At 70.3% G+C, this 26,837-nt stretch carries 16 protein-coding genes, 1 tRNA gene and 1 rRNA gene; 5 read left to right on the plus strand and 13 right to left on the minus strand.

Annotated elements, in window-relative coordinates; translation table 11 throughout:
• Positions 1-57 precede the first annotated feature (57 nt).
• The 3 genes from ACZ6ZP_RS41245 (at position 58) to ACZ6ZP_RS41255 (ending at position 6,678) form a co-directional block, all read left to right on the plus strand.
• A complete protein-coding gene (locus ACZ6ZP_RS41245; protein WP_469410441.1) occupies positions 58-4,749 on the plus strand; it encodes an ATP-dependent helicase in 4,692 nt (1,563 codons plus the stop codon).
• Between the two features lie 158 nt (positions 4,750-4,907).
• Positions 4,908-5,708 carry an Fpg/Nei family DNA glycosylase gene (locus ACZ6ZP_RS41250; RefSeq protein ID WP_361468328.1) on the plus strand — a complete coding sequence of 267 codons (801 nt, stop codon included), beginning with the start codon at positions 4,908-4,910 and terminating at the stop codon, positions 5,706-5,708.
• 169 nt (positions 5,709-5,877) lie between these two features.
• Positions 5,878-6,678, plus strand: coding sequence for an SDR family NAD(P)-dependent oxidoreductase (locus tag ACZ6ZP_RS41255; protein ID WP_469410442.1), 801 nt, complete (start codon positions 5,878-5,880; stop codon positions 6,676-6,678).
• Here ACZ6ZP_RS41255 and ACZ6ZP_RS41260 read toward each other — a convergent pair.
• The 10 genes from ACZ6ZP_RS41260 to ACZ6ZP_RS41305 form a co-directional block, all read right to left on the minus strand.
• Positions 6,626-6,958, minus strand: a complete 333-nt coding sequence (locus ACZ6ZP_RS41260; RefSeq protein ID WP_351173811.1) for a hypothetical protein — start codon at positions 6,956-6,958, stop codon at positions 6,626-6,628. The genes ACZ6ZP_RS41255 and ACZ6ZP_RS41260 overlap by 53 nt on opposite strands.
• Before the next feature lie 366 nt (positions 6,959-7,324).
• Positions 7,325-7,795, minus strand: a complete 471-nt coding sequence (locus ACZ6ZP_RS41265; protein WP_351173814.1) for a Dps family protein — start codon at positions 7,793-7,795, stop codon at positions 7,325-7,327.
• A 261-nt stretch (positions 7,796-8,056) separates the two neighbouring features.
• A complete protein-coding gene (locus tag ACZ6ZP_RS41270) occupies positions 8,057-8,431 on the minus strand; it encodes a helix-turn-helix domain-containing protein (protein ID WP_160507571.1) in 375 nt (124 codons plus the stop codon).
• Positions 8,432-8,540: 109 nt separating this feature from the next.
• Positions 8,541-9,122: a CinA family protein gene (locus ACZ6ZP_RS41275; protein ID WP_351173846.1), complete on the minus strand. Its 582-nt coding sequence runs from the start codon at positions 9,120-9,122 to the stop codon at positions 8,541-8,543.
• Positions 9,122-9,835 carry a CDP-diacylglycerol--glycerol-3-phosphate 3-phosphatidyltransferase gene (gene pgsA, locus ACZ6ZP_RS41280; RefSeq protein ID WP_351173818.1) on the minus strand — a complete coding sequence of 238 codons (714 nt, stop codon included), beginning with the start codon at positions 9,833-9,835 and terminating at the stop codon, positions 9,122-9,124. Before pgsA ends, ACZ6ZP_RS41275 begins: the two co-directional genes overlap by 1 nt.
• Entirely contained in the window at positions 9,832-11,325 is a 1,494-nt protein-coding gene (gene rimO / locus ACZ6ZP_RS41285) for a 30S ribosomal protein S12 methylthiotransferase RimO (protein WP_351173821.1), read from the minus strand. Before rimO ends, pgsA begins: the two co-directional genes overlap by 4 nt.
• A 66-nt stretch (positions 11,326-11,391) precedes the next feature.
• A complete protein-coding gene (locus tag ACZ6ZP_RS41290) occupies positions 11,392-12,279 on the minus strand; it encodes a helix-turn-helix domain-containing protein (protein ID WP_351173823.1) in 888 nt (295 codons plus the stop codon).
• 188 nt (positions 12,280-12,467) lie between these two features.
• On the minus strand, positions 12,468-15,254 hold the full coding sequence (locus ACZ6ZP_RS41295) for a DNA translocase FtsK (protein ID WP_366464499.1): 2,787 nt from the start codon (positions 15,252-15,254) through the stop codon (positions 12,468-12,470).
• 138 nt (positions 15,255-15,392) lie between these two features.
• Entirely contained in the window at positions 15,393-16,076 is a 684-nt protein-coding gene (locus ACZ6ZP_RS41300; protein WP_351173828.1) for a response regulator, read from the minus strand.
• A 244-nt stretch (positions 16,077-16,320) separates the two neighbouring features.
• Positions 16,321-21,834 carry a HAMP domain-containing protein gene (locus tag ACZ6ZP_RS41305; RefSeq protein WP_351173831.1) on the minus strand — a complete coding sequence of 1,838 codons (5,514 nt, stop codon included), beginning with the start codon at positions 21,832-21,834 and terminating at the stop codon, positions 16,321-16,323.
• A gap of 273 nt (positions 21,835-22,107) precedes the next feature.
• Here ACZ6ZP_RS41305 and ACZ6ZP_RS41310 point away from each other — a divergent pair, with 273 nt between their 5' ends.
• Positions 22,108-24,771: a SpoIIE family protein phosphatase gene (locus ACZ6ZP_RS41310; protein ID WP_351173834.1), complete on the plus strand. Its 2,664-nt coding sequence runs from the start codon at positions 22,108-22,110 to the stop codon at positions 24,769-24,771.
• An 86-nt stretch (positions 24,772-24,857) separates the two neighbouring features.
• Here ACZ6ZP_RS41310 and ACZ6ZP_RS41315 read toward each other — a convergent pair.
• Positions 24,858-24,930 (minus strand) — tRNA-Thr (locus tag ACZ6ZP_RS41315).
• Positions 24,931-25,070: 140 nt separating this feature from the next.
• On the opposite strand from ACZ6ZP_RS41315, the gene ACZ6ZP_RS41320 reads away from it, so the two are divergent.
• Positions 25,071-25,976: a CE1 family esterase gene (locus ACZ6ZP_RS41320; protein ID WP_469410443.1), complete on the plus strand. Its 906-nt coding sequence runs from the start codon at positions 25,071-25,073 to the stop codon at positions 25,974-25,976.
• On the opposite strand, the gene ACZ6ZP_RS41325 is transcribed toward ACZ6ZP_RS41320, so the two are convergent.
• Positions 25,973-26,635: a DegT/DnrJ/EryC1/StrS family aminotransferase gene (locus tag ACZ6ZP_RS41325; RefSeq protein ID WP_351173840.1), complete on the minus strand. Its 663-nt coding sequence runs from the start codon at positions 26,633-26,635 to the stop codon at positions 25,973-25,975. The two genes, ACZ6ZP_RS41320 and ACZ6ZP_RS41325, sit on opposite strands and share 4 nt — an antisense overlap.
• A gap of 115 nt (positions 26,636-26,750) precedes the next feature.
• Positions 26,751-26,837, minus strand: a 5S ribosomal RNA gene (gene rrf, locus ACZ6ZP_RS41330); the annotation flags it as partial.

Raw genomic sequence — 26,837 nt, forward strand, 5'->3', positions numbered from 1 at the left:
GCAAACCCTTTTTCGCAGGTCGGCGCCGTTGTCAGTGGCGGGGTGCACGATGGGGTCATGGTCAGGTCCGCATCCAGCGCCCTCGGCGCCCTTGACGGGTTCTCCCCCGCGACCCGCAGCTGGTTCACGGGGGCCTTCTCCGCGCCCACGTCCGCGCAGGCCGGGGCGTGGAAGGCCATCGGCGAGGGCTCGGACGTGCTGGTCGTCGCGCCCACCGGCTCGGGCAAGACGCTGGCCGCGTTCCTGGCCGCCCTCGACCAGCTGGCCTCGACCCCGCCGCCCGCCGACCCCAAAAAGCGCTGCCGGGTGCTGTACGTGTCTCCCCTGAAGGCCCTGGCGGTCGACGTGGAGCGCAATCTGCGCAGCCCGCTGACCGGCATCCGCCAGGAGTCCGTGCGCCTCGGACTCCCCGAGCCGGAGGTGCGGGTCGGCATCCGCTCGGGCGACACCCCGCCCGCCGAGCGCCGCTCCCTGGCCACGCGCCCGCCGGACATCCTGATCACCACGCCCGAGTCGCTCTTCCTGATGCTCACCTCCGCCGCGCGGGACGCGCTCGCGGGCATCGAGACGGTGATCCTGGACGAGGTGCACGCGGTCGCGGGCACCAAGCGCGGCGCCCATCTCGCCCTCTCCCTGGAGCGGCTCGACGAGCTGCTGCCCAGGCCCGCCCGCCGCATCGGCCTGTCGGCGACGGTCCGCCCGGTGGACGAGGTGGCGCGCTATCTCTCCCCGCAGCGCAGGGTGGAGATCGTCCAGCCACCGTCCGGCAAGGAGTTCGACCTCTCGGTGGTCGTGCCGGTCGAGGACCTCGGGGAGCTGGGCGGTTCCCCGGTCGCCGACTCCGACCAGGCCGCGGAGCGCCCCTCGATCTGGCCGCACGTCGAGGAGCGCATCACCGACCTCGTCCAGGCACACCGCTCGACGATCGTGTTCGCCAACTCACGCCGTCTCGCGGAGCGCCTGTGCAACAGGCTGAACGAGATCGCGTACGAACGCGCGACGGGAGAGCCTCTTCCCGAGGACCACTCCCCCGCCGAGCTGATGGCCGAGTCGGGCGCGGCCAAGGGCGCCCCTCCGGTCCTCGCCCGGGCCCACCACGGCTCGGTCTCCAAGGAGCAGCGCGCGCTCGTCGAGGAGGACCTGAAGGCGGGCCGCCTGCCGGCCGTCGTCGCCACCTCCAGCCTGGAGCTCGGCATCGACATGGGCGCGGTCGACCTGGTGATCCAGGTCGAGTCACCGCCCTCCGTGGCCTCCGGCCTGCAGCGGGTCGGCCGCGCGGGACACCAGGTGGGCGCGGTCTCCACCGGCGTCGTCTTCCCCAAGTACCGAGGGGACCTGGTGCAGGCCGCCGTGGTCACCGAGCGGATGCGGACCGGCTCCATCGAGTCGCTGCGCGTCCCGGCCAACCCCCTGGACGTCCTGGCACAACAGCTCGTCGCGACGGTCTCCCTCGACACCTGGCAGGTCGACGACCTCCTCGCCCTGGTCCGCCGCGCCGCGTCCTTCGCCTCGCTCCCGGAGTCGGCGTTCACGGCCGTCCTGGACATGCTCGCGGGCCGCTATCCCTCGGACGCCTTCGCGGAGCTGCGCCCCCGCGTGGTCTGGGACCGCGTCGCCGGCACCGTCACCGGGCGGCCGGGCGCGCAGCGCCTCGCGGTCACCTCCGGGGGCACGATCCCCGACCGCGGCCTCTTCGGGGTCTTCCTCGCGGGCGCCGACCCCAAGAAGGGCGGCGGCCGCGTCGGAGAGCTCGACGAGGAGATGGTCTACGAATCCCGGGTGGGCGACGTCTTCACGCTCGGCACCAGCTCCTGGCGCATCGAGGACATCACGCGCGACCGCGTGCTCGTCTCCCCCGCACCCGGCGTTCCGGGACGGCTCCCCTTCTGGAAGGGCGACCAACTGGGCCGCCCGCTCGAACTGGGCCGTGCGGTGGGCGCGTTCCTCCGGGAGGTCGGCTCCCTGTCGCGCGACGACGCGCGCGTGCGCCTGCTGGCCGCGGGCCTGGACGACTGGGCGGCGGACAACGTCCTGACGTACCTCACCGAGCAGCGTGAGGCCTGCGGCCACATCCCGGACGACCGCACGATCGTGGTCGAGCGGTTCCGCGACGAGCTGGGCGACTGGCGGGTCGTGGTGCACTCCCCCTTCGGCGCGCAGGTGCACGCACCCTGGGCCCTCGCCCTCGCCTCCAGGCTGACCGAGCGGTACGGCATGGACGCCCAGGTCATGCACGCCGACGACGGCATCGTGCTGCGCCTGCCGGACGCCGACCTCATGGGCCTGGACCTGCTCGACCAGGAACCCACCGACCAGCACCCGGCGTACGACAGCGATCAGGCACCCGTAGGAGCGGGCGACATCGCCTTCGACAAGGGCGAGGTCAACCAGATCGTCACCGACCAGGTGGGCGGCTCGGCCCTGTTCGCCTCGCGCTTTCGCGAGTGCGCCGCCCGCGCGCTGCTGCTGCCGCGCCGCAGCCCCGGAAAGCGCACACCTCTGTGGCAGCAGCGCCAGCGCGCCGCACAACTGCTCCAGGTGGCCAGCGAGTTCGGATCCTTCCCCATCGTCCTCGAAGCGGTCAGGGAGTGCCTCCAGGACGTCTTCGACGTCCCCGGCCTGACGGAACTGATGGGCGACATCGAGTCCCGCAAGGTCCGGCTCGTCGAGGTCACCACCCCCGAGCCGTCCCCCTTCGCCCGCTCCCTCCTGTTCGGCTACGTGGCGCAGTTCTTGTACGAGGGCGACTCACCCCTGGCCGAGCGCCGCGCGGCGGCCCTGTCCCTGGACTCCCGGCTCCTCTCCGAACTCCTCGGCCAGGCCGAGCTGCGCGAGCTGCTCGACGCGGACGTCCTGACGGAACTGGAGCAGGAGCTCCAGTGGCGCACGGAGGACCGCCGCGTCAAGGACGCCGAAGGCGTCGCCGACCTGCTGCGTCTCCTCGGGCCGCTCACCTCCGCCGAGTTGGCCGAGCGCGGCGCCGAGCCCGACTGGGCGCAGGAGCTCGCCTCGGCCCGCCGCGCGATCAGCGTCCGCATCGCCGGGGCCGACCACTGGGCGGCGATCGAGGACGCGGGACGGCTGCGCGACGCGCTGGGCACCGCGCTGCCGGTCGGTGTCCCGGAGGCGTTCACCGAGCCCGTCAAGGACCCCCTCGGCGATCTCATCGCGCGGTACGCCCGCACGCACGGCCCCTTCACCTCGGCGACGGCGGCGGCCCGCTTCGGCCTCGGCGTCGCGGTCACCGAGGGCGCGCTGCAGCGCCTGGCCGCCAACCAGCGCGTCGTACAAGGAGAGTTCCATCCGGCGGGCATCGGCCAGGAGTGGTGCGACGCGGCCGTCCTGCGCCGCCTGCGCCGCCGCTCCCTGGCGGCCCTCCGGCACGAGCTGGAGCCGGTGCCGCCCGCCGCGCTGGCCCAGTTCCTGCCCCAGTGGCAGCACTTGAGCGGCCACGGCCTGCGGGGCGTGGACGGACTGGTGCGCGCCATCGAGCAGTTGCAAGGGGCGACCGTGCCCGCGTCCGCCCTCGAAAAGCTCGTCCTGCCCTCGCGCGTCTCCGGCTACGCACCGGCGATGCTCGACGAACTCACCGCCGCCGGAGAGGTGGTGTGGGCCGGAGCCGGGTCCCTCCCCGGCAAGGACGGCTGGGTCTCCCTCTACCTGGCCGACGCCGCGCCCCTGCTCCTGCCGCAGGCCCATCCGCTGGAGCTCACCGCGCTCCACCAGTCGGCCCTGGACACCCTCTCCGGGGGGTACGGATTGTTCTTCCGGCAGATCGCCGACCAGGTGCGCGCCACCACCCACCCCGAGGCCTCCGACCTCCAACTGGCCGACGTGATCTGGGACCTGGCCTGGTCCGGACGGCTCACGAACGACACGCTCGCCCCCATGCGCTCGCTCCTCGGCTCGGGCCGCACCGCGGGCTCCACGGCCCACCGCGCCAAGCGCTCCGCCCCGCGCGGGCGCTACGGCACGCTGACGGCCGCCGCCCGCCCCACCTCGCGTACGGGCCCACCGACCGTGGCGGGCCGCTGGTCGCTGCTCCCCGCCCAGGAACCCGACCCCACCCTGCGCGCCCACGCCCTTGCCCGCACGCTCCTCGACCGACACGGCGTGGTGACCCGTGGGGCGGTCGCGGCCGAGGGAGTGGAGGGCGGCTTCTCGGCGACGTACCGCGTCCTGTCCGTTTTCGAGGACAGCGGCCAGGCGCGCCGCGGGTACGTCGTCGAGGGGCTCGGCGCCGCCCAGTTCGCCATGGACGGCGCGGTGGACCGGCTGCGCGCGGCGGCGAACGCCCGGGACCGCACGGACAGTTCACCGTCCGCGATGAACTACGCCCCGCGCTCCTCGGAATCCCAGGCCATCGTCCTGGCCGCCGCCGACCCGGCCAACGCCTACGGAGCCGCGCTCCCCTGGCCCGACCCGCCCACCGACGCGGGCCACAAGCCGGGCCGCAAGGCAGGCTCCCTGGTCGTCCTCGTCGACGGTGAACTGACCCTCTACATGGAGCGCGGCGGCAAGACCCTGCTGGCCTGGCCCGCCACCCCACAGGACGACACCCCCGCCGCCGAGGACGCCCGCCTGCAAGCGGCCGCCGAAGCGCTCGCCGCCTCGGCCCGAGCGGGCTCCCTCGGCACGGTCACGGTAGAACGCATCAACGGAGGCTCCTCCCTGACCTCCCCCTTCGCCCCCCTCCTGGAAGGAGCAGGCTTCCACGCGACCCCCCGGGGGCTGCGGCTGCGGGCATGACGGCCAGCTTCTCGCGGGGTCTGCGGCTACAGCTGCGGCTGCAGCTGCGGCTGCGGCTGCGGGCATGACGGCCACCTCCCGGGGGCTACGCCTACTGGCATGACGCCCCCACCCCGCACCTCCCGCCCTCCCCACCCCCCACATGCCACCCTGGACCCATGCCCGAAGGCGACACCGTCCACCAGGCAGCCCGGCGTCTGCACACCGCCCTCGCCGGGCACACCGTCACGCGCTCCGACCTCCGCGTCCCGAAGCTCGCGACCGTCGACCTCACCGGACGCACCGTTCTGAACGTCACCCCGCGCGGCAAGCACCTCCTCACCCGCTTCGAGGGCGGCCTCACCCTGCACTCCCACCTCCGCATGGACGGCTCCTGGAAGCTGTACGCCCCCGGCGAGCGCTGGAGCGGCGGCCCCGGGCACCAGATCAGGGCGATCCTGGGCACCGCCGAGCGCACAGCCGTCGGCTACCGCCTGCCCGTACTCGAACTCCTGCGCACCGCCGACGAGGACAAGGCCGTGGGCCACCTCGGCCCCGACCTCCTCGGCCCCGACTGGGACCCCGAGCTCGCCCTCGCCAATCTCCTCGCGACCCCCGAGCGCCCCCTCGGCGAGGCCCTGCTGGACCAGCGCAATCTCGCGGGCGTCGGCAACGTATTCAAGAGCGAGATCTGCTTCCTCCTGGGCGTCACTCCCTGGCTCCCCGTCGGCGAACTCCCCGCCGAGACGGCCGCCCGCGTCCCCGCACTCTCCAAGAAGCTCCTGGAAGCCAACCGCGACCGCCCGTCGCGCACCACCACGGGCCACGACCGCCCGGGCCAGCGTCTCTACGTATACGGCCGCGCACCCCGCCCCTGCCTGCGCTGCGGCACCCCCATCCGCAAGGGCGAGCAGGGCGACGGCTCCCGCAGCCGCCCCACGTACTGGTGCCCCACCTGCCAACAGGGCCCGACCCCCTGACCCCGGCGGCAACCACATCCATCCCACGCTCCACCCAGCCCGCCCGGATGCCCAACACCCCACACCCCACACCACCCCCAGCCCCGCACACCCAGCAACCACCACCCCCCAGCAACCCACCCCCACCCACCAGTTGACGCCCCGTCAGATCCCGCCGTACCGTCCCGTCATGCCCCTCACGGCGTACGACCTCAGCGGACGCACCGCATTCGTCACCGGCGCGGCCAGCGGCATCGGCCGGGCGTCAGCCGTGCTCCTCGCGGAAGCGGGCGCCACCGTCCACTGCGCCGACCGCGACACCCAGGGGCTCCACGAGACCGCCACACTCATCAAGACCGCGGGCGGCACCGCGCACACCCACCCCCTGGACGTGGCCGACAGGGCCCAGGTCGACCAGGCCGTCGCAACCGCCACCGAGGCCACCGGCCGCCTGGACGTCATGGCCGCCATCGCCGGGATCATGCACAACAGCCCGGTCCTGGAGACCAGCGACGAGGACCTCGACCGGGTCCTGAGCATCAACTTCAAGGGCGTCCTGTACGCCTGCCAGGCCGCGGCCCGCGCGATGATCGCGGCCAACGCCGACCGGACCGACGACTCCCGCCGCCCCGGCAGCATCATCACCATGGCCTCGGGCGCCGTGGACACCGGCGGCCCCGGCCTCCTCTGCTACGGCGCGGCGAAAGCCGCCGTGGTTCAGCTCACGAAGACACTGGCCACCGAGGTGGGCCCGCACGGCATCCGGGTCAACGCCGTCGCGCCGGGCTGGATCCGCACCCCCATGACCGACCGCCACGACAGCGACGCCCAGGCGCACACCGAGGGCCTCATGGTCCGCATGTCCCCCCTGGGCCGCGTCGGCGAACCGGAGGACATCGCGCACGCCGTCCTGCACCTGGCGTCCGACGCGTCCGCCTTCACGACGGGGCAGATCCTCCGCCCGAACGGCGGCGTCGCCATGCCTTGGTGACAGCGCCACCGACGGTCTGCGCAGCGCCCTTGGCCGTACGCTCCCCAGGCCACCGCAGCGAACCGTCCGGCCGCCGAGAGCTCCGCCTGGACCGGAAGACGACCCCCGCCCGGGACTTCGGCACACAGTGCACCGGCAGCAGACTCAGCCCCCATCCGCCGGCCGCGACCGCCCCCTCCAGAACCCCCGCGTCAGGCACGAACGCCAGCCGCAGCACGCCCCACCACCAGAGCGCACCGAGGGCCAGAGCCGGCGCCCACCGCACGACTCTCCATGCCACGGCCACCACCTCCGTACGAGGCCCGACGTCCGTCCGACACCCCACCGCACACGCCACACGTCACGCGCCCCCACCACACCCGACGCCCAGTCGACGCTAGACGCCAGGTGCGACCGGGCGGGAGGGCGCACCCCAGCGCACACGAGGCACGACCACCACCCGGACCACCCGCTCTCCACGATCCGCGACCATCCAGACCGACCAGCCCATCCAGACCGACCAGACCGGCCAGCCCGGCCAGCCCGGCCAGACCGACCAGACCGACCAGACGGCCAGATCAGCCAGCCCACTCAGACCGATCAGACCGATCAGACCAGTCAGATCAGCCCGCCGGTCAGTTCGGCCCGATCAGCCCGATCGACCCGCTCAGCCGTTCTCCGCCTGGAACATCCAGTGATGCTTCTCCAGATCGGCCGTGATCCCGATGAAGATGTCCTGGCTCACCGGATCCGCCTCGCCCGTCGCCTCGACGCGCTCCCGCATCCGCGTGATCACCGCACCGAGCGCGTCCACGAGCGTCCCCACCGCGTCCGCGTCCTTGACCCAGCCCCCGGCGACGTCCCCGATGCCACTGCTCCGCGCCACGGTCGCCGCACGCCCGTCGGGCGAGACGCCGAGGGTGGAAGCCCGCTCGGCCACCGTGTCGGAGTGCGTCCGCGCCGTGTCGACGACCTCGTCGAGCTGGAGATGAACGGACCGGAACCGCGTGCCGACCACGTTCCAGTGGATCTGCTTGGCCACCAGGGAGAGGTCGACCAGGTCCACGAGCGCCCCCTGCAGGGCGTCCGAGACCGTCTTCAGATCCGCATCGGACAGAGGGCTCTTCACGACGTACATTCGGCCTCCAAAGCTCATGAAACCCCCGTAATCGAAAATCCCCACCAACAATGGCACACGTGCACCAATTGGGGCATCTCAGGACAGGGTCAGCTGAGAGGACTGAGAGGGCTGAGAGGGCTGAGAGGGCTGAGAGGGCTGAGAGGGCTGAGAGGGCTGAGAGGGCTGAGAGCAAGAGACAGACAGAAGCCCCGGCCAGTGACCCGGCCGGGGCTTCCCACACTTCTGAGCGCTCAAGCAGCATGCACAGTCAGCGCAGCATCACGCGGCGACGACGTCCACTGCCTCCGCGGGCGCCTTGATCGTCACCCGTTCCGGCGGCACACCGCTCACCGAGACGGAATTGAGCATCGGGCGAACCGGTGCGCGCACCGGTTCCGTAGCCGCTGCCGACGCAGCCAGTTCGGCGAGAGAGAGCTCATCGCTCACCTCGCGCATGAGCTCGGACATCCGTACGTCAAGCGCGTCGCAGATCGCGGAAAGCAGCTCGGAGGATGCCTCCTTCTGCCCCCGCTCCACCTCGGAAAGATAGCCGAGCGAGACTCGGGCGGACGAGGAGACTTCGCGCAGAGTACGGCCCTGGCGCTGGCGCTGCCGACGCAGCACGTCACCCAACAGGCGACGGAGCAGAATCATCGGTGGCTCCCTCCTCGGACCGCGTAGCCGCATCCTTCACGCCCCACCGTACCGCCTCGCGCGGCGGCCGTGCGGGGAGCGATGTCGTGTTCACTCAGGGCTGCAAACATCAATTCCCCCCGTTCTGTTCCGTATCCTGTGCCCGCCCATTCCCGGTACGTTCGCCGGACAGCCGCTCGAGCAGCAGCGTGAGCACGCTCCGTACACTCTCCATACGGATGTCCGAACGCTCACCGTTCAACCTCAGAGCGGCTACTTTCCCCTCAGAGCGAAGAGCGGAACCCGTCCCGCCAACCGGGGAAGCCGACCCGCCAACCGGGGAATCCGGCCCGTCGATCGCCACGAAAACGGTGCCGACCGCCTGTCCGTCCTGCGGATCGGGCCCCGCGACGCCCGTGGTGGCGATCCCCCAGTCCGCGCCCATGACCTTGCGCACACCTGCCGCCATCTGCAGCGCCACCTCTGCGTCCACGGCGCCCCGCTCGGCCAACAGAGTGCCGTCGACCCCGAGCACCTCGTGCTTCAGCTCGGTCGCGTACGCCGTCACGGACCCCCGGAAGACCCGAGAGGCCCCGGGGACCGCCGTCACCTCCGCGGCCACCAGACCGCCGGTGAGCGACTCGGCGACCGCGAGCGTCTCGCCGCGCGCCTGAAGGAGCCGCAGAACCTCCGCAGCCGGCCCGGAGGACATCACGTCGCCGACTCCCGGGCCCCTTCGCCGGAGGCCGCGGCGGAAGCGGCGGCCGCTTCCCGCGCCTCCGCGAGACCGAGGCGGCGCAGCACGACCGCCTGGCGCACGTAGTCGAGCGCGGTCACCACGGTCAGGACGACGGCGACCGCCATCACCCAGAACCGCAGCGTGGCGAGCGGCCCGGTCAGCGCCAGGACGTACATCCCGACGGCCACGCCCTGCCAGAGCGTCTTCATCTTGCCGCCGCGACTGGCCGGAATGACACCGAAGCGGATCACCCAGAACCGCAGCAGGGTGATCCCGAGCTCACGTCCGAGAATGACGCCCGTCACCCACCAGGGCAGATCGCCGAGGTAGGAGAGGCAGATCAGCGCGGCGCCCATGATCGCCTTGTCGGCGATGGGGTCGGCGATCTTCCCGAAGTCCGTGACCAGGTTGTACGTACGTGCCAGGTGCCCGTCGAACAGGTCGGTGATCATGGCGACGGCGAAGGCCGCCCAGGCCCACGCGCGCCAGGCCGGGTCGTACCCGCCGTCGGCGAGCAGCAGCATCACGAAACCCGGCACGAGGATCAGCCGGATCACCGTCAGCAGGTTGGCGACGTTCCACACGCTGGCCTGGTTGACGGCCGCAGCGCCCAACTTTCCACCGCGCACCGGCTTGGCGCCCTGCGCGCCGGAGCCGCCCGCCGCGGATGCCGGGACACCGGTCATCTGCGCGCCTCCTCAGCCGGAATCCGGGGCGAGGCCCCCAGAATTTCGCTGTACTCAGCCACCAGGTCCACGCCTTCCGTGCCGACCACCTTTGCCACGACCATACGACCGACCTGCAGGTCGTCCCCACCCGTGGGGCCCGTGAAGCGGATCTGGCCGTCCGTCTCGGGCGCCTGGTGAGCCGCCCGGCCGATCGCGCCGTCCTCCTCGTCCACGGACTCCACAAGCACCTCGACGGTCTCACCGAGACGGTCGTCGGCACGCTGTGAGGTCAGCTCCTCGGCGAGCCGCGAGATGCGCGCGAGCCGCTCGTCGACGACGTCCTGGTCCAGCTTGTGGTCGTACGTCGCCGCTTCCGTGCCCTCCTCGTCGGAGTACCCGAAGACGCCGATGGCGTCCAGCCGCGCACCCGTGAGGAACCGCTCGAGCTCGTCCACGTCGGCCTCGGTCTCGCCGGGGAAGCCCACGATGAAGTTGGACCGCACACCTGCCTGCGGCGCCTTGGTCCGGATGGTGTCCAGGAGCTCCAGGAACCGGTCGGTGTCACCGAAGCGCCGCATCGCCCGCAGCACGCCGGGAGCGGAGTGCTGGAAGGACAGGTCGAAGTAGGGGGCGACCTTCTCCGTGGAGGTCAGTACGTCGATGAGCCCGGGGCGCATCTCGGCGGGCTGCAGGTAGCTGACGCGCACCCGCTCGATGCCGTCGACGGCGGCGAGCTCGGGCAGCAGCGTCTCCAGGAGCCGGATGTCGCCGAGGTCCTTGCCGTACGAGGTGTTGTTCTCGGAGACGAGCATGACCTCCTTGACACCCTGCTCGGCCAGCCAGCGCGTCTCGCCGAGCACGTCCGAGGGGCGCCGCGAGATGAAGGACCCGCGGAAGGAGGGGATGGCGCAGAACGAGCAGCGCCGGTCGCAGCCGGAGGCCAGCTTCACCGAGGCGACGGGGTTGGTGCCCAGGCGTCGCCGCAGCGGGGCGCGCGGCCCCGAGGCGGGCGCGAGGCCGTCGGGCAGGTCCACGGGCGCGTGCCCGGGCAGCGCGACGTCGGAGCCCGCCTCCTGCCGCTCTGCGGGGCTGATCGGCAGCAGCTTGCGCCGGTCGCGCGGGGTGTGAGCCTCGACACTGCCGCCGCTCAGGATGGTGTTCAGGCGGGAAGAGATGTCGGAGTAGTCGTCGAAGCCGAGGACACCATCGGCTTCGGGCAGGGCTTCGGCGAGCTCCTTGCCGTACCGCTCGGCCATGCAGCCGACGGCCACGACGGCCTGGGTCTTGCCGTGCCCCTTGAGGTCATTGGCTTCCAGGAGGGCGTCGACGGAGTCCTTCTTGGCGGCTTCGACGAATCCACAGGTGTTGACGACGGCTACGTCCGCGTCTTCGGCGGCCTCGACGAGCTGCCAGCCGTCCGCCTCCAAGCGGCCTGCGAGCTCCTCCGAGTCCACCTCGTTACGGGCGCAGCCAAGAGTGACAAGGGCGACGGTGCGGCGTTCGGGCATGCTCTCAAGACTACTTTGTCCCTGCCCGGGCCCCCGCCGCGAGGGTCCGGGCCTCTGTCACACGGCTCAGCCGACCTCGGGATCACCCTTGGTGTACGTGAGCCGCTCGACCTGACCGGGGTCGAATTCGTTCTCGACCGCCTTGCCGTTCACGAACAGCTTGATCGCGCCCGCGTCGCCGAGGACCAGGTCGATCTTCTGCTTGTCCTGGAAGGTCTTCGACTTGCCCTGCTCCAGGACGCCGTCGAAGAGCGTCCGGCCGTTGTGGTCCTTGGCCGAGATCCAGCTGCGGCCGTCCGCGGCGTTGACCTTGACCGTGACCTTGTCCCGGGGGGCGCCGGCGATCGCGCTGTCCGACGGGTCCGGCTTGGGGTCGGCCGGCTTGTTCGGAGCCGGCTTCGTGGCGGGCTTGCTGGTGGCGGGCGTGGAGCCCTCGGCGACCTGCGACTTCGATCCGTTGTCGTCGTCCCCGCCGCTGAACGCGGTGAAGCCGACGAAACCGATGACGGCGACGATCGCGGCCACCATGGCCGCGGTCCAGTTGGGACGGCGCGGATCGGACCTGATCCGCTCGGCCTCGAAGAGCGGGGCCGCCGGGGTGGGCGCCGGCGGGTGCCCGCCGTGCGCCGCGTCGTACTGCGCCAGCAGCAGGGCGGGGTCGATCCCCACGGCGCGGGCGAGCGTCCTGATGTGGCCGCGGGCGTACACATCTCCGCCACACCGGGAGAAGTCGTCCTGTTCGATCGCGTGCACGATCGGGATGCGCACCCGGGTGGTCGAGCTGATTTCGTCGACGGTCAGGCCCGCGTCGATGCGTGCCTGCTGCAGCGTGCGCCCGATCGAGGGCCGGTCGTCAGCCGGGCTCTCAGCTGCCGGACGGTCGTCAACGGGCCGGTCGTCAGTGGGTCGGTGGTCTGAAGGGCGGTCGTCTTCAGGGGAGTTGCCGATGGACACGGGGGCGCCTTTCGAGCGTGTAGCCACCTGCCGGATGCTCAGTCTAGGGGGGTTCGCGAAGGGTGGGGCAACTGGGCGACGGAGTTTGTACGCCATCGGAATGGCCGGACATCCTGATGGTGGTGCATGGTGTTGTCCCTCCCCTCAACTTGACGTATGCCCAGGGGAAACGGTTGCCTGCCGCACCCTTATGGGTGAGCCTCCCCCCGGATCACGGCCAGCACGCCATCCAGCTCGTCGCCCTTCACAAGAACGTCACGAGCCTTGGAGCCCTCGCTGGGGCCCACGATGCCGCGCGATTCCATGAGGTCCATGAGCCGTCCGGCCTTCGCGAAGCCGACCCGCAGCTTGCGCTGAAGCATCGACGTGGACCCGAACTGAGTGGAAACCACCAGCTCAGCGGCCTGGCACAGCAGATCGAGGTCGTCGCCGATGTCCTCGTCGATCTCCTTCTTCTGCTTGGTCCCCACGGTGACGTCCTCCCGGAAGACGGGCGCCATCTGGTCCTTGCAGTGCTGGACGACCGCGTGGATCTCGTCCTCGGTGACGAAGGCGCCCTGCATTCGGGTGGGCTTGTTCGCACCCATCGGCAGGAAGAGCCCGTCACCCTTGCCGATCAGCTTCTCGGCACCGGGCTGGTCGAGGATGACGCGGCTGTCGGCGAGCGAGGAGGTGGCGAAGGCGAGCCGCGACGGCACGTTCGCCTTGATCAGACCGGTCACGACGTCCACGGACGGCCGCTGCGTGGCGAGCACCAGGTGGATGCCCGCCGCACGGGCGAGCTGCGTGATGCGGACGATCGAGTCCTCCACGTCGCGCGGGGCGACCATCATCAGGTCGGCGAGCTCGTCGACGATCACCAGGAGGTACGGGTAGGGGCTGAGCTCCCGCTCGCTGCCCTCGGGCGTCTTGAGCTTGCCGTCACGGACGGCCTGGTTGAAGTCGTCGATGTGCCGGTAGCCGAACGCCGCCAGGTCGTCGTAGCGCAGATCCATCTCGCGTACGACCCACTGGAGCGCCTCGGCGGCCCGCTTGGGGTTGGTGATGATCGGCGTGATCAGGTGCGGGATGCCCTCGTACGCGGTGAGCTCGACGCGCTTGGGGTCGACGAGGACCATCCGTACGTCCTCGGGGGTCGCCCGCATCATGATCGACGTGATCAGACAGTTGATGCAGGACGACTTTCCGGAGCCGGTGGCTCCGGCGACCAGGATGTGCGGCATCTTCGCCATGTTGGCCATGACGTAGCCGCCCTCGACGTCCTTGCCGAGCGCGACCAGCATCGGGTGGTCGTCCTCGGCCGCGTCCGCGAGACGCAGCACGTCTCCGACGTTGACCATCTCGCGGTCGGTGTTCGGGATCTCGATGCCGACCGCGGACTTGCCGGGGATGGGGCTGATGATGCGGACGTCGGGGCTGGCGACCGCGTACGCGATGTTCTTGGCCAGAGCGGTGATCTTCTCGACCTTCACGGCCGGGCCGAGCTCGATCTCGTACCGCGTGACCGTCGGGCCGCGCGTGAAGCCGGTGACGTCCGCGTCGACCTTGAACTCGGTGAAGACGTTGCTGAGCGAGGCGACGACCGCGTCGTTTGCCGCGCTGCGGGTCTTGCCGGGGCCGCCGCGCTCCAGCAGGTCGAGCGAGGGCAGCGAGTACGTGATGTCCCCCGCGAGCTGTAGCTGCTCGGCGCGCGGCGGGAGGTCCCTCGGCTGTTCCGGGGCGGCCTTCGTCAGGTCCTTCACGCCGGAGGCGGACGCGTCGCGCGACTCCCCCGGCTTCTTGCGGAGCACGCCGGGCGGCGGGCTGTCCGTGGCGCGCGCGCTCGGCACCGGCGCGGAGCTCTCCTCCGGCTGCTCCTCCTGCGCGGGCTTCTCGGCGCGCTCCCCGGAGACGCCCTGCGTGAGGTCGGCGACCAGCGGCGAGGGCGGCATTCCGTGCAGGACCGCGCCGTCCAGGGCGGCGGCAGCGGCGGCCGCCACGTCCACCGCGTCCATCGGCCGGTCCAGGGAGGGCTGTGCGGACGCCCTGCGGGGCCTGCGCCGCCGCGTGAGCGCCTCTTCCTCGGCCTGGTCCGGGGCGTACGCCTCAGGCGCCTCGGAGCGCCTGCGGGAGCGGGCGGGCAGCGCCTCGCGCCACTGCTCGTCGTACCGCTCGTCGTCCGCGTAGTCGCCCTGCTCCGCTTCGGGCTCCGCCTGGACGATGCCGAGCCTGGTGCCGAGCAGCCGCAGCCGCTGCGGGATGGCGTTGACGGGCGTCGCGGTGACCACGAGCAGCCCGAAGACGGTCAGCAGGACGAGCAGCGGTACGGCGAGGACCTCGCCCATGGTGAAGATCAGCGGGGTGGACGTGGCCCAGCCGATGAGACCGCCCGCGTCCCTTATGGCCTCCATGCCGTCCGCACGGGCGGGCGAACCGCAGGCGATGTGCACCTGGCCGAGCACGCCGATGACGAGCGCGGACAGGCCGATCACGATGCGGCCGTTCGCGTCGGGCTTCTCGGGGTGCCGGATGAGGCGTACGCCGATGACCGCGAGCAGTATCGGAAGGAGCAGATCGAGGCGGCCGAACGCGCCGGTCACCAGCATCTCGACGAGATCGCCCACGGGACCCCGCAGGTTCGACCACGTGCCCGCGGCGACGATCAGCGCGATGCCGAGCAGCAGCAGTGCGACGCCGTCCTTGCGGTGTGCCGGATCGAGTCCCTTCGCGCCGCGCCCTATGCCGCGGAACAGCGCGCCCACGCTGTGCGCGAGACCGAGCCAGAGGGCGCGCGCGAGGCGGTACACGCCGCCCGTGGGACTGGGCGCCGGCTTGGGCGCGGGCTTCTTCGCCACGGCTTTCTTGGCGGGCGCCTTCTTCGCCGGAGCCTTCTTGGCGGGCGGCTTCTTGGCGACGGCCTTCTTCGCCGGAGCCTTTGTGGGCGCGGCCGCCTTCTTCGCGGGCGTCTTCTTGGCTGCGGACGGACGTGAGGCCATGGGTCTGAGGTTACCGGTGGAGGCCACCGTGGACACGTGTGCCTACTGCTTCACCCGTTTGTGTCGCCCTTGCGAGGGCGGTGAACTGACGGACGTTCACCGCCTTCGCGTCGGCTTCTGCCCGGCGTCCGCGCCGGATCAGCTCTGCGAGGACACCGAAGGCGCACCACTGCCGGTGCCCGGCTCCAAGGCGTCAAGAGCCCGCCGCAGGCCGGTGAGTTTGCGTTCGAGATGGGCTGCGGTGGCGACAGCGGCGGCATCCGCCGAGTCGTCATCGAGCTGTTTCGAGAGCGCTTCCGCCTGTTCCTCGACGGCCGCCAGGCGCGCGGAGAGCTCCGCGAGAAGCCCCGCGGGCTCCTTGGCGTCACCCGCCGTGGACTTGCCACCGCCTTCGAGCTGGAGACGCAGCAGCGCTGCCTGCTCCCGCAGTTGGCAGTTCTTCATGTAGAGCTCGACGAACACCGAGACCTTCGCGCGCAGCACCCACGGATCGAACGGCTTGGAGATGTAGTCCACCGCACCGGCCGCGTAACCGCGGAACGTGTGGTGCGGGCCGTGGTTGATGGCGGTGAGGAAGATGATCGGGATGTCCCGGGTCCGTTCTCGCCGCTTGATGTGCGCGGCGGTCTCGAAACCGTCCATGCCTGGCATCTGGACGTCCAGCAGAATGACCGCGAAGTCGTCCGTGAGTAGTGCCTTGAGCGCTTCCTCCCCGGACGATGCCCGTACCAGGGTCTGATCGAGCGCAGAGAGGATGGCCTCCAGCGCCAGCAGATTCTCCGGCCGGTCATCGACCAGGAGGATCTTGGCCTTCTGCACCATGGCCCGCCCTCCTCGCCCCGGCGGTACACCGGGCGCCGCCCCAGGGGACGACTCCCTTACGCCGTCCGTCCTTGTGCCGGTCATCGTAGCCGCACCCCGCCTGTCGCCACACCCTGTCACCGCGATGTCACTGTGCACGTAGCAGAAACGCAGTGGGAGACCAGAAGGTTCCCCGAATACCGTGGTTCTACACGGCTTCGGCCACACTCTGTCAGCAACTCCGCGTAATGAAGCCCCTTCTCGGTCACTCCCCGCGCATCCACTGCTCCATCACCGAGAGCAGATGATCCGGGTCGACCGGCTTCGTAACGTAATCGGAGGCTCCGGAGTCGATCGCCTTCTCCCGGTCGCCCTTCATGGCCTTCGCGGTGAGCGCGATGATCGGCAGTCCGGCGAACTGCGGCATCCTGCGGATCGCCGTCGTCGTCGCGTACCCGTCCATCTCCGGCATCATGATGTCCATCAGGACGACCGTCACGTCGTCGTGCTGTTCCAGGACCTCGATGCCCTCGCGGCCGTTCTCCGCGTACAGCACCGAGAGCCCGTGCTGCTCCAGGACGCTGGTGAGCGCGAACACATTACGGATGTCGTCGTCGACGATGAGCACCTTCTCGCCGCCGAACTGATAGCCGGGACGCCCCTCGGGCGCCTCCTGCCCGGCGGTCGGCCACTGCTCCTGCGAGCGCTCCTCCTGAGGCCCCGTCGGCCCCTGCCCGGGCAGCACCGGCGGCTGCTCCGACGAGGCGTGCGCGGCGCGACGGCGGCGCCTGAAGAGCGTGCCGGACTCCGGTACCGCGTCGAGGCTCGGCCGTGCGGTCCCCTCGCTCTGGGGCGGCTGCTCGGCCGTGGACGCGCCCTCCTCCAGGGCGGGCCGCGACGGCGTCCCCGGCAGGGGCGCCAGCTGCGTGTAGCCCTGGGGAGGCAGTTCGCTCGGGTGCAGCGGCAAATAGAGCGTGAACGTCGAGCCGCGGCCCGGTTCGCTCGCCGCGTGGATCTCTCCGCCGAGCAACCGCGCGATCTCCCGGCTGATGGAGAGCCCGAGACCGGTGCCGCCGTACTTCCTGCTCGTCGTCCCGTCGGCCTGCTTGAACGCCTCGAAGATGACCCGCATCTTGCTGCCGGCGATTCCGATGCCGGTGTCGCTCACCGAGAAGGCGATCAGATCCGCGTCCGCGTCCCGCAGCGAACCGGCCTCCAGGAGCTGCTCACGGATGGCGTTGGGCACGTCGGCGTTCGCGTGCCGGATCACCAGCTCGACCGCTCCGGAGTCGGTGAACTTCACCGCGTTGGACAGGAGGTTGCGCAGCACCTGGAGGAGCCGCTGCTCGTCCGTGTGCAGCGTCGCGGGCAGCTCCGGAGACACGCGTACGGAGAAGTCGAGTCCCTTCTCCGCGGTCAGCGGCCGGAAAGTGGCCTCTACGTAGTCCACGAGCTGGACGAGCGCGATGCGCGTCGGGGAGACGTCCATCTTGCCCGCCTCGACCTTCGACAGGTCGAGGATGTCGTTGATGAGCTGGAGCAGGTCCGAGCCCGCCCCGTGGATCGTCTCGGCGAACTCCACCTGCTTGGGGGTGAGGTTGGCGTCGGCGTTGTCGGCGAGCAACTTGGCGAGGATCAGCAGGGAGTTGAGCGGCGTACGCAGCTCGTGCGACATGTTCGCCAGGAACTCGGACTTGTAGCGCATGGAGACGGCGAGTTGTTCGGCACGCTCCTCCAGGACCTGCCTGGCCTCTTCGATCTCGGTGTTCTTGACCTCGATGTCGCGGTTCTGCTGGGCAAGCAGCTCGGCCTTCTCCTCCAGTTCGGCGTTCGAGTCCTGCAGGGCCTTCTGCCGGTTCTCCAACTCGGCCGAACGTTCCCGCAGTTGCTCGGTGAGCTCCTGCGACTGCTTGAGCAGCACCTCGGTCTTCGTGTTGACGCTGATGGTGTTGACGCTCGTCGCGATCATCTCGGCGATCTGGCTGAGGAAGTCCTTCTGGATCTGCGTGAACGCCTGGAAGGCGGCCAGCTCGATCACGCCGAGGACGGTCCCTTCGAAGAGCACCGGAAGGACGATCACCTGGGCGGGCGGCGCCTCGCCGAGGCCGGAGGCGATCCGCAGATAGCCGGAGGGCGCGTTCTCCACGAGGATGGTGCGCCGCTCCTGCGCGGCGGTGCCGATGAGCGTCTCGCCGGGCCGGAAGGACGTCGGCATGGAGCCCATGGAGTAGCCGTAACTGCCCATCATGCGCAGTTCGTACGCGTCCCCCTGCTCGGCGCCGGGCTCCGCGGCGTCGTCCGTGGGCAGCGCCAGGAAGAAGGCGCCGTGCTGCGCGGAGACCACCGGCGTCAGCTCGCTCATGATCAGCGAGGCGACGTCCTCCAGGTCGCGACGGCCCTGCATCAGACCGGAGATGCGGGCGAGGTTGCCCTTGAGCCAGTCCTGTTCCTTGTTGGCCAGGGTGGTGTCGCGGAGGTTGGCGATCATCGAGTTGATGTTGTCCTGCAGAACCTGGATCTCGCCCGCCGCGTCGACGTCGATCTTCAGGTTCAGGTCTCCGCGCGTCACCGCGGTGGCGACCTCGGCGATGGCGCGCACCTGACGCGTCAGGTTCCCTGCCATCTCGTTCACGGACTCCGTGAGGTCGCGCCACGTCCCGTCGACGTCCCGCACCCGCGCCTGACCACCCAACTGCCCTTCCGTGCCCACCTCGCGGGCCACGCGCGTGACCTGCTCGGCGAAGGACGACAGCTGGTCGACCATCGTGTTGATGGTGGTCTTGAGTTCGAGGATCTCGCCCCGGGCGTCGATGTCGATCTTCTTGGTCAGGTCGCCCTTGGCGATCGCAGTGGTGACCATCGCGATGTTGCGGACCTGTCCGGTCAGGTTGGAGGCCATGCCGTTCACGGACTCCGTCAGGTCCTTCCACGTACCCGACACTCCGGGTACGCGGGCCTGGCCGCCGAGGATGCCGTCGGTGCCCACCTCGCGGGCCACGCGGGTCACCTCGTCCGCGAACGAACTCAGCGTCTTCACCATCGTGTTGACTGTGTCGGCGAGCTGCGCGACCTCGCCGCGCGCCTCGACGGTGACCTTCTTGGTCAGGTCTCCGTTGGCGACCGCCGCCGCGACCTGGGAGATGTTGCGCACCTGGCCGGTCAGGTTGTTCGCCATCAGGTTGACGTTGTCGCTCAGGTCCTTCCAGGTGCCGGTGACGCCCGGAACCCGTGCCTGGCCGCCCAGGTTGCCCTCGGTGCCCACCTCGCGGGCCACGCGGTTGACCTGCTCGGCGAAGTTGGAGAGCTGGTCGACCATCGTGTTCACGGTGGTGACGAGCTCGAGGATCTCGCCCTTCGCGTCGACGGTGATCTTCTTGGAGAGGTCGCCCATGGCGACGGCCGTGGTGACCTCGGCGATGTTGCGGACCTGAAGGGTCAGGTTGTTCGCCATGCCGTTCACGGACTGCGTGAGGTCCTTCCAGGTGCCGGAGACGCCCTGCACCTCCGCCTGGCCGCCCAGGATGCCGTCGGTGCCCACCTCGCGGGCCACCCGCGTCACCTGCTCGGCGAAGGCCGACAGCTGGTCCACCATCGTGTTGAGGGTGTTCTTCAGCTCCAGGATCTCGCCGCGCGCGTCCACGTCGATCTTCTGCGACAGGTCGCCCCGCGCCACCGCGGTCGCGACCTGCGCGATGTTGCGCACCTGAGCGGTGAGGTTGCCGGCCATGCCGTTCACCGAGTCGGTCAGATCGCGCCATACGCCGGCCACGCCGGGCACCTGCGCCTGCCCGCCCAGGCGGCCCTCCGTGCCCACCTCGCGGGCCACCCGGGTCACCTGGTCGGCGAAGGCGGAGAGCTGGTCGACCATCGTGTTGATGGTGTTCTTCAGCTCCAGGATCTCGCCGCGCGCGTCCACGTCGATCTTCTGCGACAGGTCGCCCCGCGCCACCGCCGTCGTGACCTGGGCGATCTGACGCACCTGCGACGTCAGGTTCCCCGCCATGAAGTTGACGGAGTCGGTCAGTTCCTTCCAGGTGCCGCTGACGCCGTCCACGCGCGCCTGGCCGCCGAGGCGGCCTTCCGTGCCCACGTCACGTGCCATCCGCGTGACCTGATCGGCGAAGGACGACAGCTGGTCCACCATCGTGTTCACGGTGTTCTTCAACTGAAGCATCTCGCCGGAGACGTCGACGGTGACCTTCTGCGACAGATCGCCGTTGGCGACCGCCGTCGTCACCTGCGCGATGTTGCGGACCTGGCCCGTGAGGTTGCGGAAGGCGGTGTTGACCGAGTCCGTCAGGTCCTTCCACGTACCGGCCGCACCCTGCACCTGCGCCTGACCGCCGAGCTCACCCTCGACACCGATCTCCCGCGCCACGCGCGTCACTTCGGCACCGAAGGCGGAGAGCTGGTCCACCATCGTGTTCACGGTGTTCTTCAGCTCGAGCATCTCGCCCGCGACATCGACGGTGACCTTCTGCGACAGATCACCGTTGGCGACCGCCGTCGTCACCGTCGCGATGTCCCGCACCTGCGTGGTGAGGTTCCTGAAGACCGTGTTCACCGAGTCGGTGAGGTCCTTCCACGTGCCCGCGGCGCCCGGCACGTTCGCCTGACCGCCCAGCTGCCCCTCGGCACCGACCTCGTTCGCGACCCGGGTGACCTCGTCCGCGAACGTACGCAGCGTCTCGGTCATCTGGTTGATGGTCTCGGCGAGTTGCGCGACCTCGCCGCGCGCGCTCACCGTGACCTTCTGGGACAGATCGCCGTTCGCGACGGCCGTCGTGACCTGGGCGATCCCCCGCACCTGGGCGGTGAGGTTGCCAGCCATAAGATTCACCGAATCGGTGAGGTCCTTCCACACGCCCGCCACACCGGGCACCTGCGCCTGGCCGCCGAGCTCACCCTCCGTGCCCACCTCGCGCGCGACACGGGTCACCTCGGAGGAGAACGACGAGAGCTGGTCCACCATCGTGTTGACGGTGTTCTTCAGCTCCAGCATCTCGCCGGCGACGTGAACCGTCACCTTCCGGGACAAGTCACCCTTGGCGACCGCCGTGGTGACGAGAGCAATGTCACGTACCTGCGCGGTGAGCCGGTACGCCATGGTGTTCACCGAATCCGTGAGATCCTTCCACGAACCGGACATTCCACGCACCCGCGCCTGGCCACCCAGCTTGCCCTCGGTACCCACCTCGCTGGCCACGCGCGTGACCTCGTCGGTGAACGTCGAGAGCTGGTCGACCAGGTTGTTGACCGTCCGGCCGACCTTCAGGAACTCCCCGCGCAGCGGATGGCCGTTCCCCTCGTCCACCTGGGCCCGCAGCTCCATCCGCTGCTCCAGGTCGCCCTCCGCGACCGCGGAGAGCACCCGGCCGACCTCGGAGACGGGACGTACGAGATCGTCGACGAGGGCGTTCGACGCGTCGATCGCCGCCGCCCACGAGCCCTCACTGGCGCCGCTCTCCAGCCGCTCCGTGAGCTTTCCCTCACGTCCGACCATGCGCCGCACCCGGGAAAGCTCACCGGTCAGATGCAGATTCCGGTCGGCCACCTCGTTGAAGACGGCGGCGATCTCGGACATGACGTCGTCACCGGAGACCGTGAGCCGCTTGCGGAAGTTTCCGTCCCGCATGGCCGCGAGCGCCGCGAGCAACCTGTTCAGGGCCGCCGTGTCCACTGACGTAGTCGCCCCATGGCGCGGTTTGCGCTGTTTACTCTGGGACTGTCCGTCTTTCGCACGCGTTTTAGTGCCCCGCGTCGCTGCGCCAGACTCCACTGTGTCCCTCCCGCAAGGGTCGACCGTACTGCTCGGGTTACCTGGGCTCTCTCCAAGAAGCTTGCCCAGTGTTTCACCATGGCTGAACCAGGCCATAACAGTTCGGCAGCTTCGCACACCGTCCGCACACCCTCCGGGCGGAAACACTGACGACCGGCATCAGCATGGACGGCGAAGGTAAGTAACCTGGCATCCGGCTGTCCAACCACCCCGGTCCTGCCCGGCCTGGGCGGTGGCACACGTACAAGCGGGCATCGGAGGGGCGGCCGCACCATGGTGGGAGATCTGGGCGTCGATACTCGTACGAGGAGTTCTGTGATCACCGCGCGCGCGGCTGCGACTTTCGACCCCGTCGGGCGGTCCGTCGCGACGGCCCGCTCCTTCGTCCGCGACACCCTCCAGGGCTGGGGGTTCACGGACATCGTCGACGACGCGGTCGTCCTCACCAGCGAGCTCGTCACCAATGCCGTGGTGCACGCAGGCACCGCCGCGGACGTCCTCTGTCTGCGCAGCGAGGACGCCGTACGCATCGAGGTCTCCGACCACTATCCGGAACGCGAGATCCCGCTCCAGCAGTCCGCCGTGAACATGGGCAACCCGGACCGCGAGGGCGGCCGCGGCCTCCAGCTGTGCGCGGCGCTCGCCACCCGCTGGGGCGTCGACTACACCCCCACGCAGAAGCAGGTCTGGTTCCAACTCGACCTCCCCGACCGCTCGGTGGGCACCCGCGCCGCCGGCCCCGCCCTGCCCGCCGAGATGCTCCCGCTCACCGACGGCCGCGTCCGCGTCGCCGTCATCCAGATCGACCGCGTGGGCGCGGTCTCCGCCTGGAACGAAGACGCGGAGGAGCTCTTCGGGTACGCCTCCGAACAAGTCACCGGCAAACCCCTCACCGACTTCGCCGCCTGGCCGCACACCCCGGGCACCAGCACCGGCATCGTGGAAGCGCTCCAACTCTCCCGCTGGGAGGGCAGCTATGGCATCCGCGGCTCCGACGGCCGCGTGACCCCGGTCTACGCATCGCACCTGCGCGTCCGCGACACCGACGGCGAACCGTCCACGGTCTGCCTGCTCGTGCGCGACGACGAGCGCGCCGTCCTGCAGACCCCGCTGCGCGGCCCCGCCCCCGAGCCCGGGGCGCTCACGGAGTCGCACACCGCCGACCCCTTCGAGGTCTTCATCGGCTCCCCGGCGCCGGACGACCTCGACGGACTGCTCCAGCGCACGGTCGAACGCGCCCGCGACATGCTCGACGGCGACGCCGCCTTCCTGCTCCTCGCCACGGACGACGAGACGGAACTGGAGGTCCGCGCCTCCACGGGCCTGCCCTCCGCCCGCCAGCGCTTCGCCCGCGTCCCCGTGGAGGCGGGCCCCGGACGCTACGGCTCCGCACGCATGCCGGCCGTCCACGAGGACCTCACGGTCGTCCCCGGCGCCGTACCGCTCCTCAACGGCACGGGCATGCGCTCCGTGGTCACGGTCCCCCTGAAGGTCGAGGGGCGCCTCACGGGCTCCCTGGGCGTCGCCGCCGAGTCCCCCGACCGGTACTCGAACGAAGAGGCCCTGCGCCTCCAGTTCGCCGCCGACCGCATCGCCCTCGCCGTGGAGTCCGCGCGCCTCGGCGAGCTCGAACGCCTGCGCCGCGGCTCGCTCTCCTTCCTCGTCGAGGCCTCCGACCTCCTCGCGGGCACCCTGGACCGCGACCAGACGCTGGCCCTCATGGCCCAGATGACGGTCCCGACGCTCGCCACCTGGTGCGCCGTCTACACGATCGCCGACCAGTCGTCCGAGCCCTATCTCTCGTACGTCCTCCATGAGGACGAGGAGCGCATCGACGGCCTGAAGGCACTCCTCTCCAAGATCGCCCCTCCCGACCCCGTGCCGACCCCCGGAGCCCGCGTCTGGGCCGCCCCCTCGGAAGCCGCCCACCAGGCCGCCCTGCGCACCTCTATGCGCAGCCTCGGCCTCGGTGAGCCCATGAACCTGGGCGGAGGCATCGGCACGACGCTCTCCACGGCATCGGCGGTGGGCGGCGAGACGGTCGTCCTGCCCCTGGTCGCCCGCAACCGCGTCATCGGCATGCTCACCCTGGGCAAGCCCTCCGACGAGCACTTCCGCCAGGAGATCCTGGAACTGGCCGAGGACCTGTCCCGCCGAGCGGCCCTCGCCCTGGACAACGCCCGCCTGTACTCGGAGCGCATGGCCATCAGCCAGTCCCTCCAGCGCAGCCTGCTGCCCCCGGGCCTCCCGCAGATCCCGGGCGTCGAGGTCGAGGTCATCTACCGCGCGGCCGGCGAGGGCAATGAGGTCGGCGGCGACTTCTACGACCTCTTCCCCATCCGCGACGGCGCGTACGGCTTCGCGATCGGCGACGTCTGCGGCACGGGCCCGGAGGCCGCCGCGGTCACCGGCCTGGCCCGCCACGCCCTGCGCCTCCTGGCCCGCGAGGGCTTCGGCGGCCCCGCGGTCCTGGAGCGCCTGAACGCCGCAATCCTCGACGAAGGCGCCCGCAGCCGCTTCCTCACCCTCCTCTACGGGGAGTTGTGGCCGCAGGAGGACGGCTCGGCCGTCCTGAAGATCGTCTGCGCCGGCCATCCGCTCCCGCTCCGCCTGCGCCAGGACGGCACGGTCGAGCCGTACGCGGAACCGCAGCCGCTCCTCGGCGTCATGGAAGACCTGGAACTCTACGAACAGACGATGACGCTCGACCCCGGCGACGTCCTGCTCTGCGTCACGGACGGCGTCACCGAGCGCCGCGAGGGCACCCGCATGCTCGGCGACGACGGCCTCGCGGACGTCCTCACCACGTGCACGGGCCTCACAGCGGGCGCGGTCGCGGCCCGCATCATGCGCGCGGTGGAACGCTTCGCGACGGACGCCCCGTCGGACGACATGGCGATCCTCGCGATGCGCGTCCCCGGCCTCCAGAAGGACTGAAGAACCGCGCCCGGGGGCCCAAGGGCCCCCGGGGAACAGGAAAGTCCCCGCCCAACTGGGCGGGGACTTTCCTTACTTACTCTCTGAGCCCCCAAGCGGAATCGAACCGCTGACCTTCTCCTTACCATGGAGACGCTCTACCGACTGAGCTATAGGGGCCTGTTGCGCTTCGCGGTTTCCCGCTTGGCAACGGAATAGATCATACCCGAAAGCGAAGGTGCCTCGAACCGACCGTTCCTCTGGACCGCCCGCACGGCCACTGCCACTCTGCGCCCATGCCGACCCGACGTGGAACATCCATGCGGTACTTCTTACCCCTGGCGCTGGCAGCCCTGCTCCTGCCGGTCGGGGCCTGTGGATCCGACGACGACGCGGCGGACCAGAAGCCCACCAAGAAGCCGCGGAGCGCGGAGACCCCGCGCCCCGGCGACCAGAAGGTCACGCTCACCTGGAAGGGCAAGAAGCGCGTCTACACGGTGCACGCCCCACCCGGCTACTCACGCACCGAGAAGCTCCCGCTGGTCATCGCCATGCACCCCTATCCGGCCGACGGCGCGGCAGCGGCCGCGATCAGCGGCCTCAGCGCCAAGGCGGACAAGGAGAACTTCCTCGTCGCCTACCCCGACGGCCTCAACCGAGGCTTCAACGCCTTGATCTGCTGCGGCACCGAGGACGACGTGGGCTTCATCCGTACGATGACGAAGAGGCTGACCGGCACCTGGAACGCCGATCCGGACCGCGTCTACGCGACCGGCATATCCAACGGCGGCGACATGTCCTTCAAGCTGGCGGTCGAGCTCCCCGACACCTTCGCGGCCATCGCCCCGGTCAGCGGCGGCTATCTCGGCCCCGACTCGGCGACGGACTCGTACATGCCGAAGACCCCGGTCTCCGTGGTCACCTTCATCGGCGGCCTCGACGAGCACTACACGGGGATGGACGAGGGCATCACGGCCTGGCAGAAGCGACTGTCCTGCAAGACGAGCCGCCCCGAGAAGCTCGAGAAGAAGATCAGCAGGACTACGGCCGAGTGCCGCGACGGCTCGGACGTGGTCGTCTACCGGCTGCCCGACATGGGCCACTCATGGCCGGGCGGCGCGGGCGGCAGCATGTCCGACCCCACCGCGGGCGTCAAAGCGACAGACCTGATGTGGAAGTTCTTCGCGTCCCACACCAAGAAGGCCCCCCAGGAAACGGGTTCCTAGAAGGCCGGCTGGAGAAGTCCACCGAGCGCGTTGCAGGCGGACACGACCTTCTGTAGTTCACGCCGCGACATCGAAGCGTCGACCGGCAACGCGAGCGTGTCGTCCGCGGCACGCTCGGTCTCCGGCAGATAGACGTCCCGCCAGAACTTCGGCGTCCGATGAGCGGGTGTCTTCACGGGCACCCGGCACTCAATTCCCTTGGCCCGCACGGCACGCGCGAACGCGTCCCGGTCCGGCCGCCCATTGCCGGGCACACGCACGACATACTGCTGATAGCTGTGCCCCTCGACGCCGTCGGGGGTCACCACACCGCTCAGCCGACCGTTCAGATAGGCCGCGTGCGCCCGCCGCTGCGCCAGTTCGTCGTACGGTGCGTCCGACTCGCCCTGCTCCAGCACGAGAATGCCGTGCCGCTGCCCGACGTCCCGAAGCCGCCTGACGTCGGCCGGGTGCCCGAAGCGGTGCACGACGGCCACGGCAGCCGTACGGGAGGTAACTGCGGCGTTCACCGCGTCAGGATCAAGGCAGTACGTCGCCCGATCTATGTCCGCGAACACGGGCACGGCCCCGGCCAGGACCACGGCCTCGGCGATCTCGACGTTTCCATATGCCGGCACGATGACCTCGTCACCGGCACCGACACCTGCGGCTCGCAACATGCCAACTGTCCCCATGCCTCCAGATGTTGGCCGCGGAACGTGAACGGCAAGTGTCGCAAAACAAAAAAGAGCTGGTCCCTGAACCGAAGTTCAGGGACCAGCTCTTCTAATAATAGTTCGGCGGCGTCCTACTCTCCCACAGGGTCCCCCCTGCAGTACCATCGGCGCTGTGAGGCTTAGCTTCCGGGTTCGGAATGTAACC

The organism is Streptomyces sp. NPDC054047 (assembly GCF_055585065.1).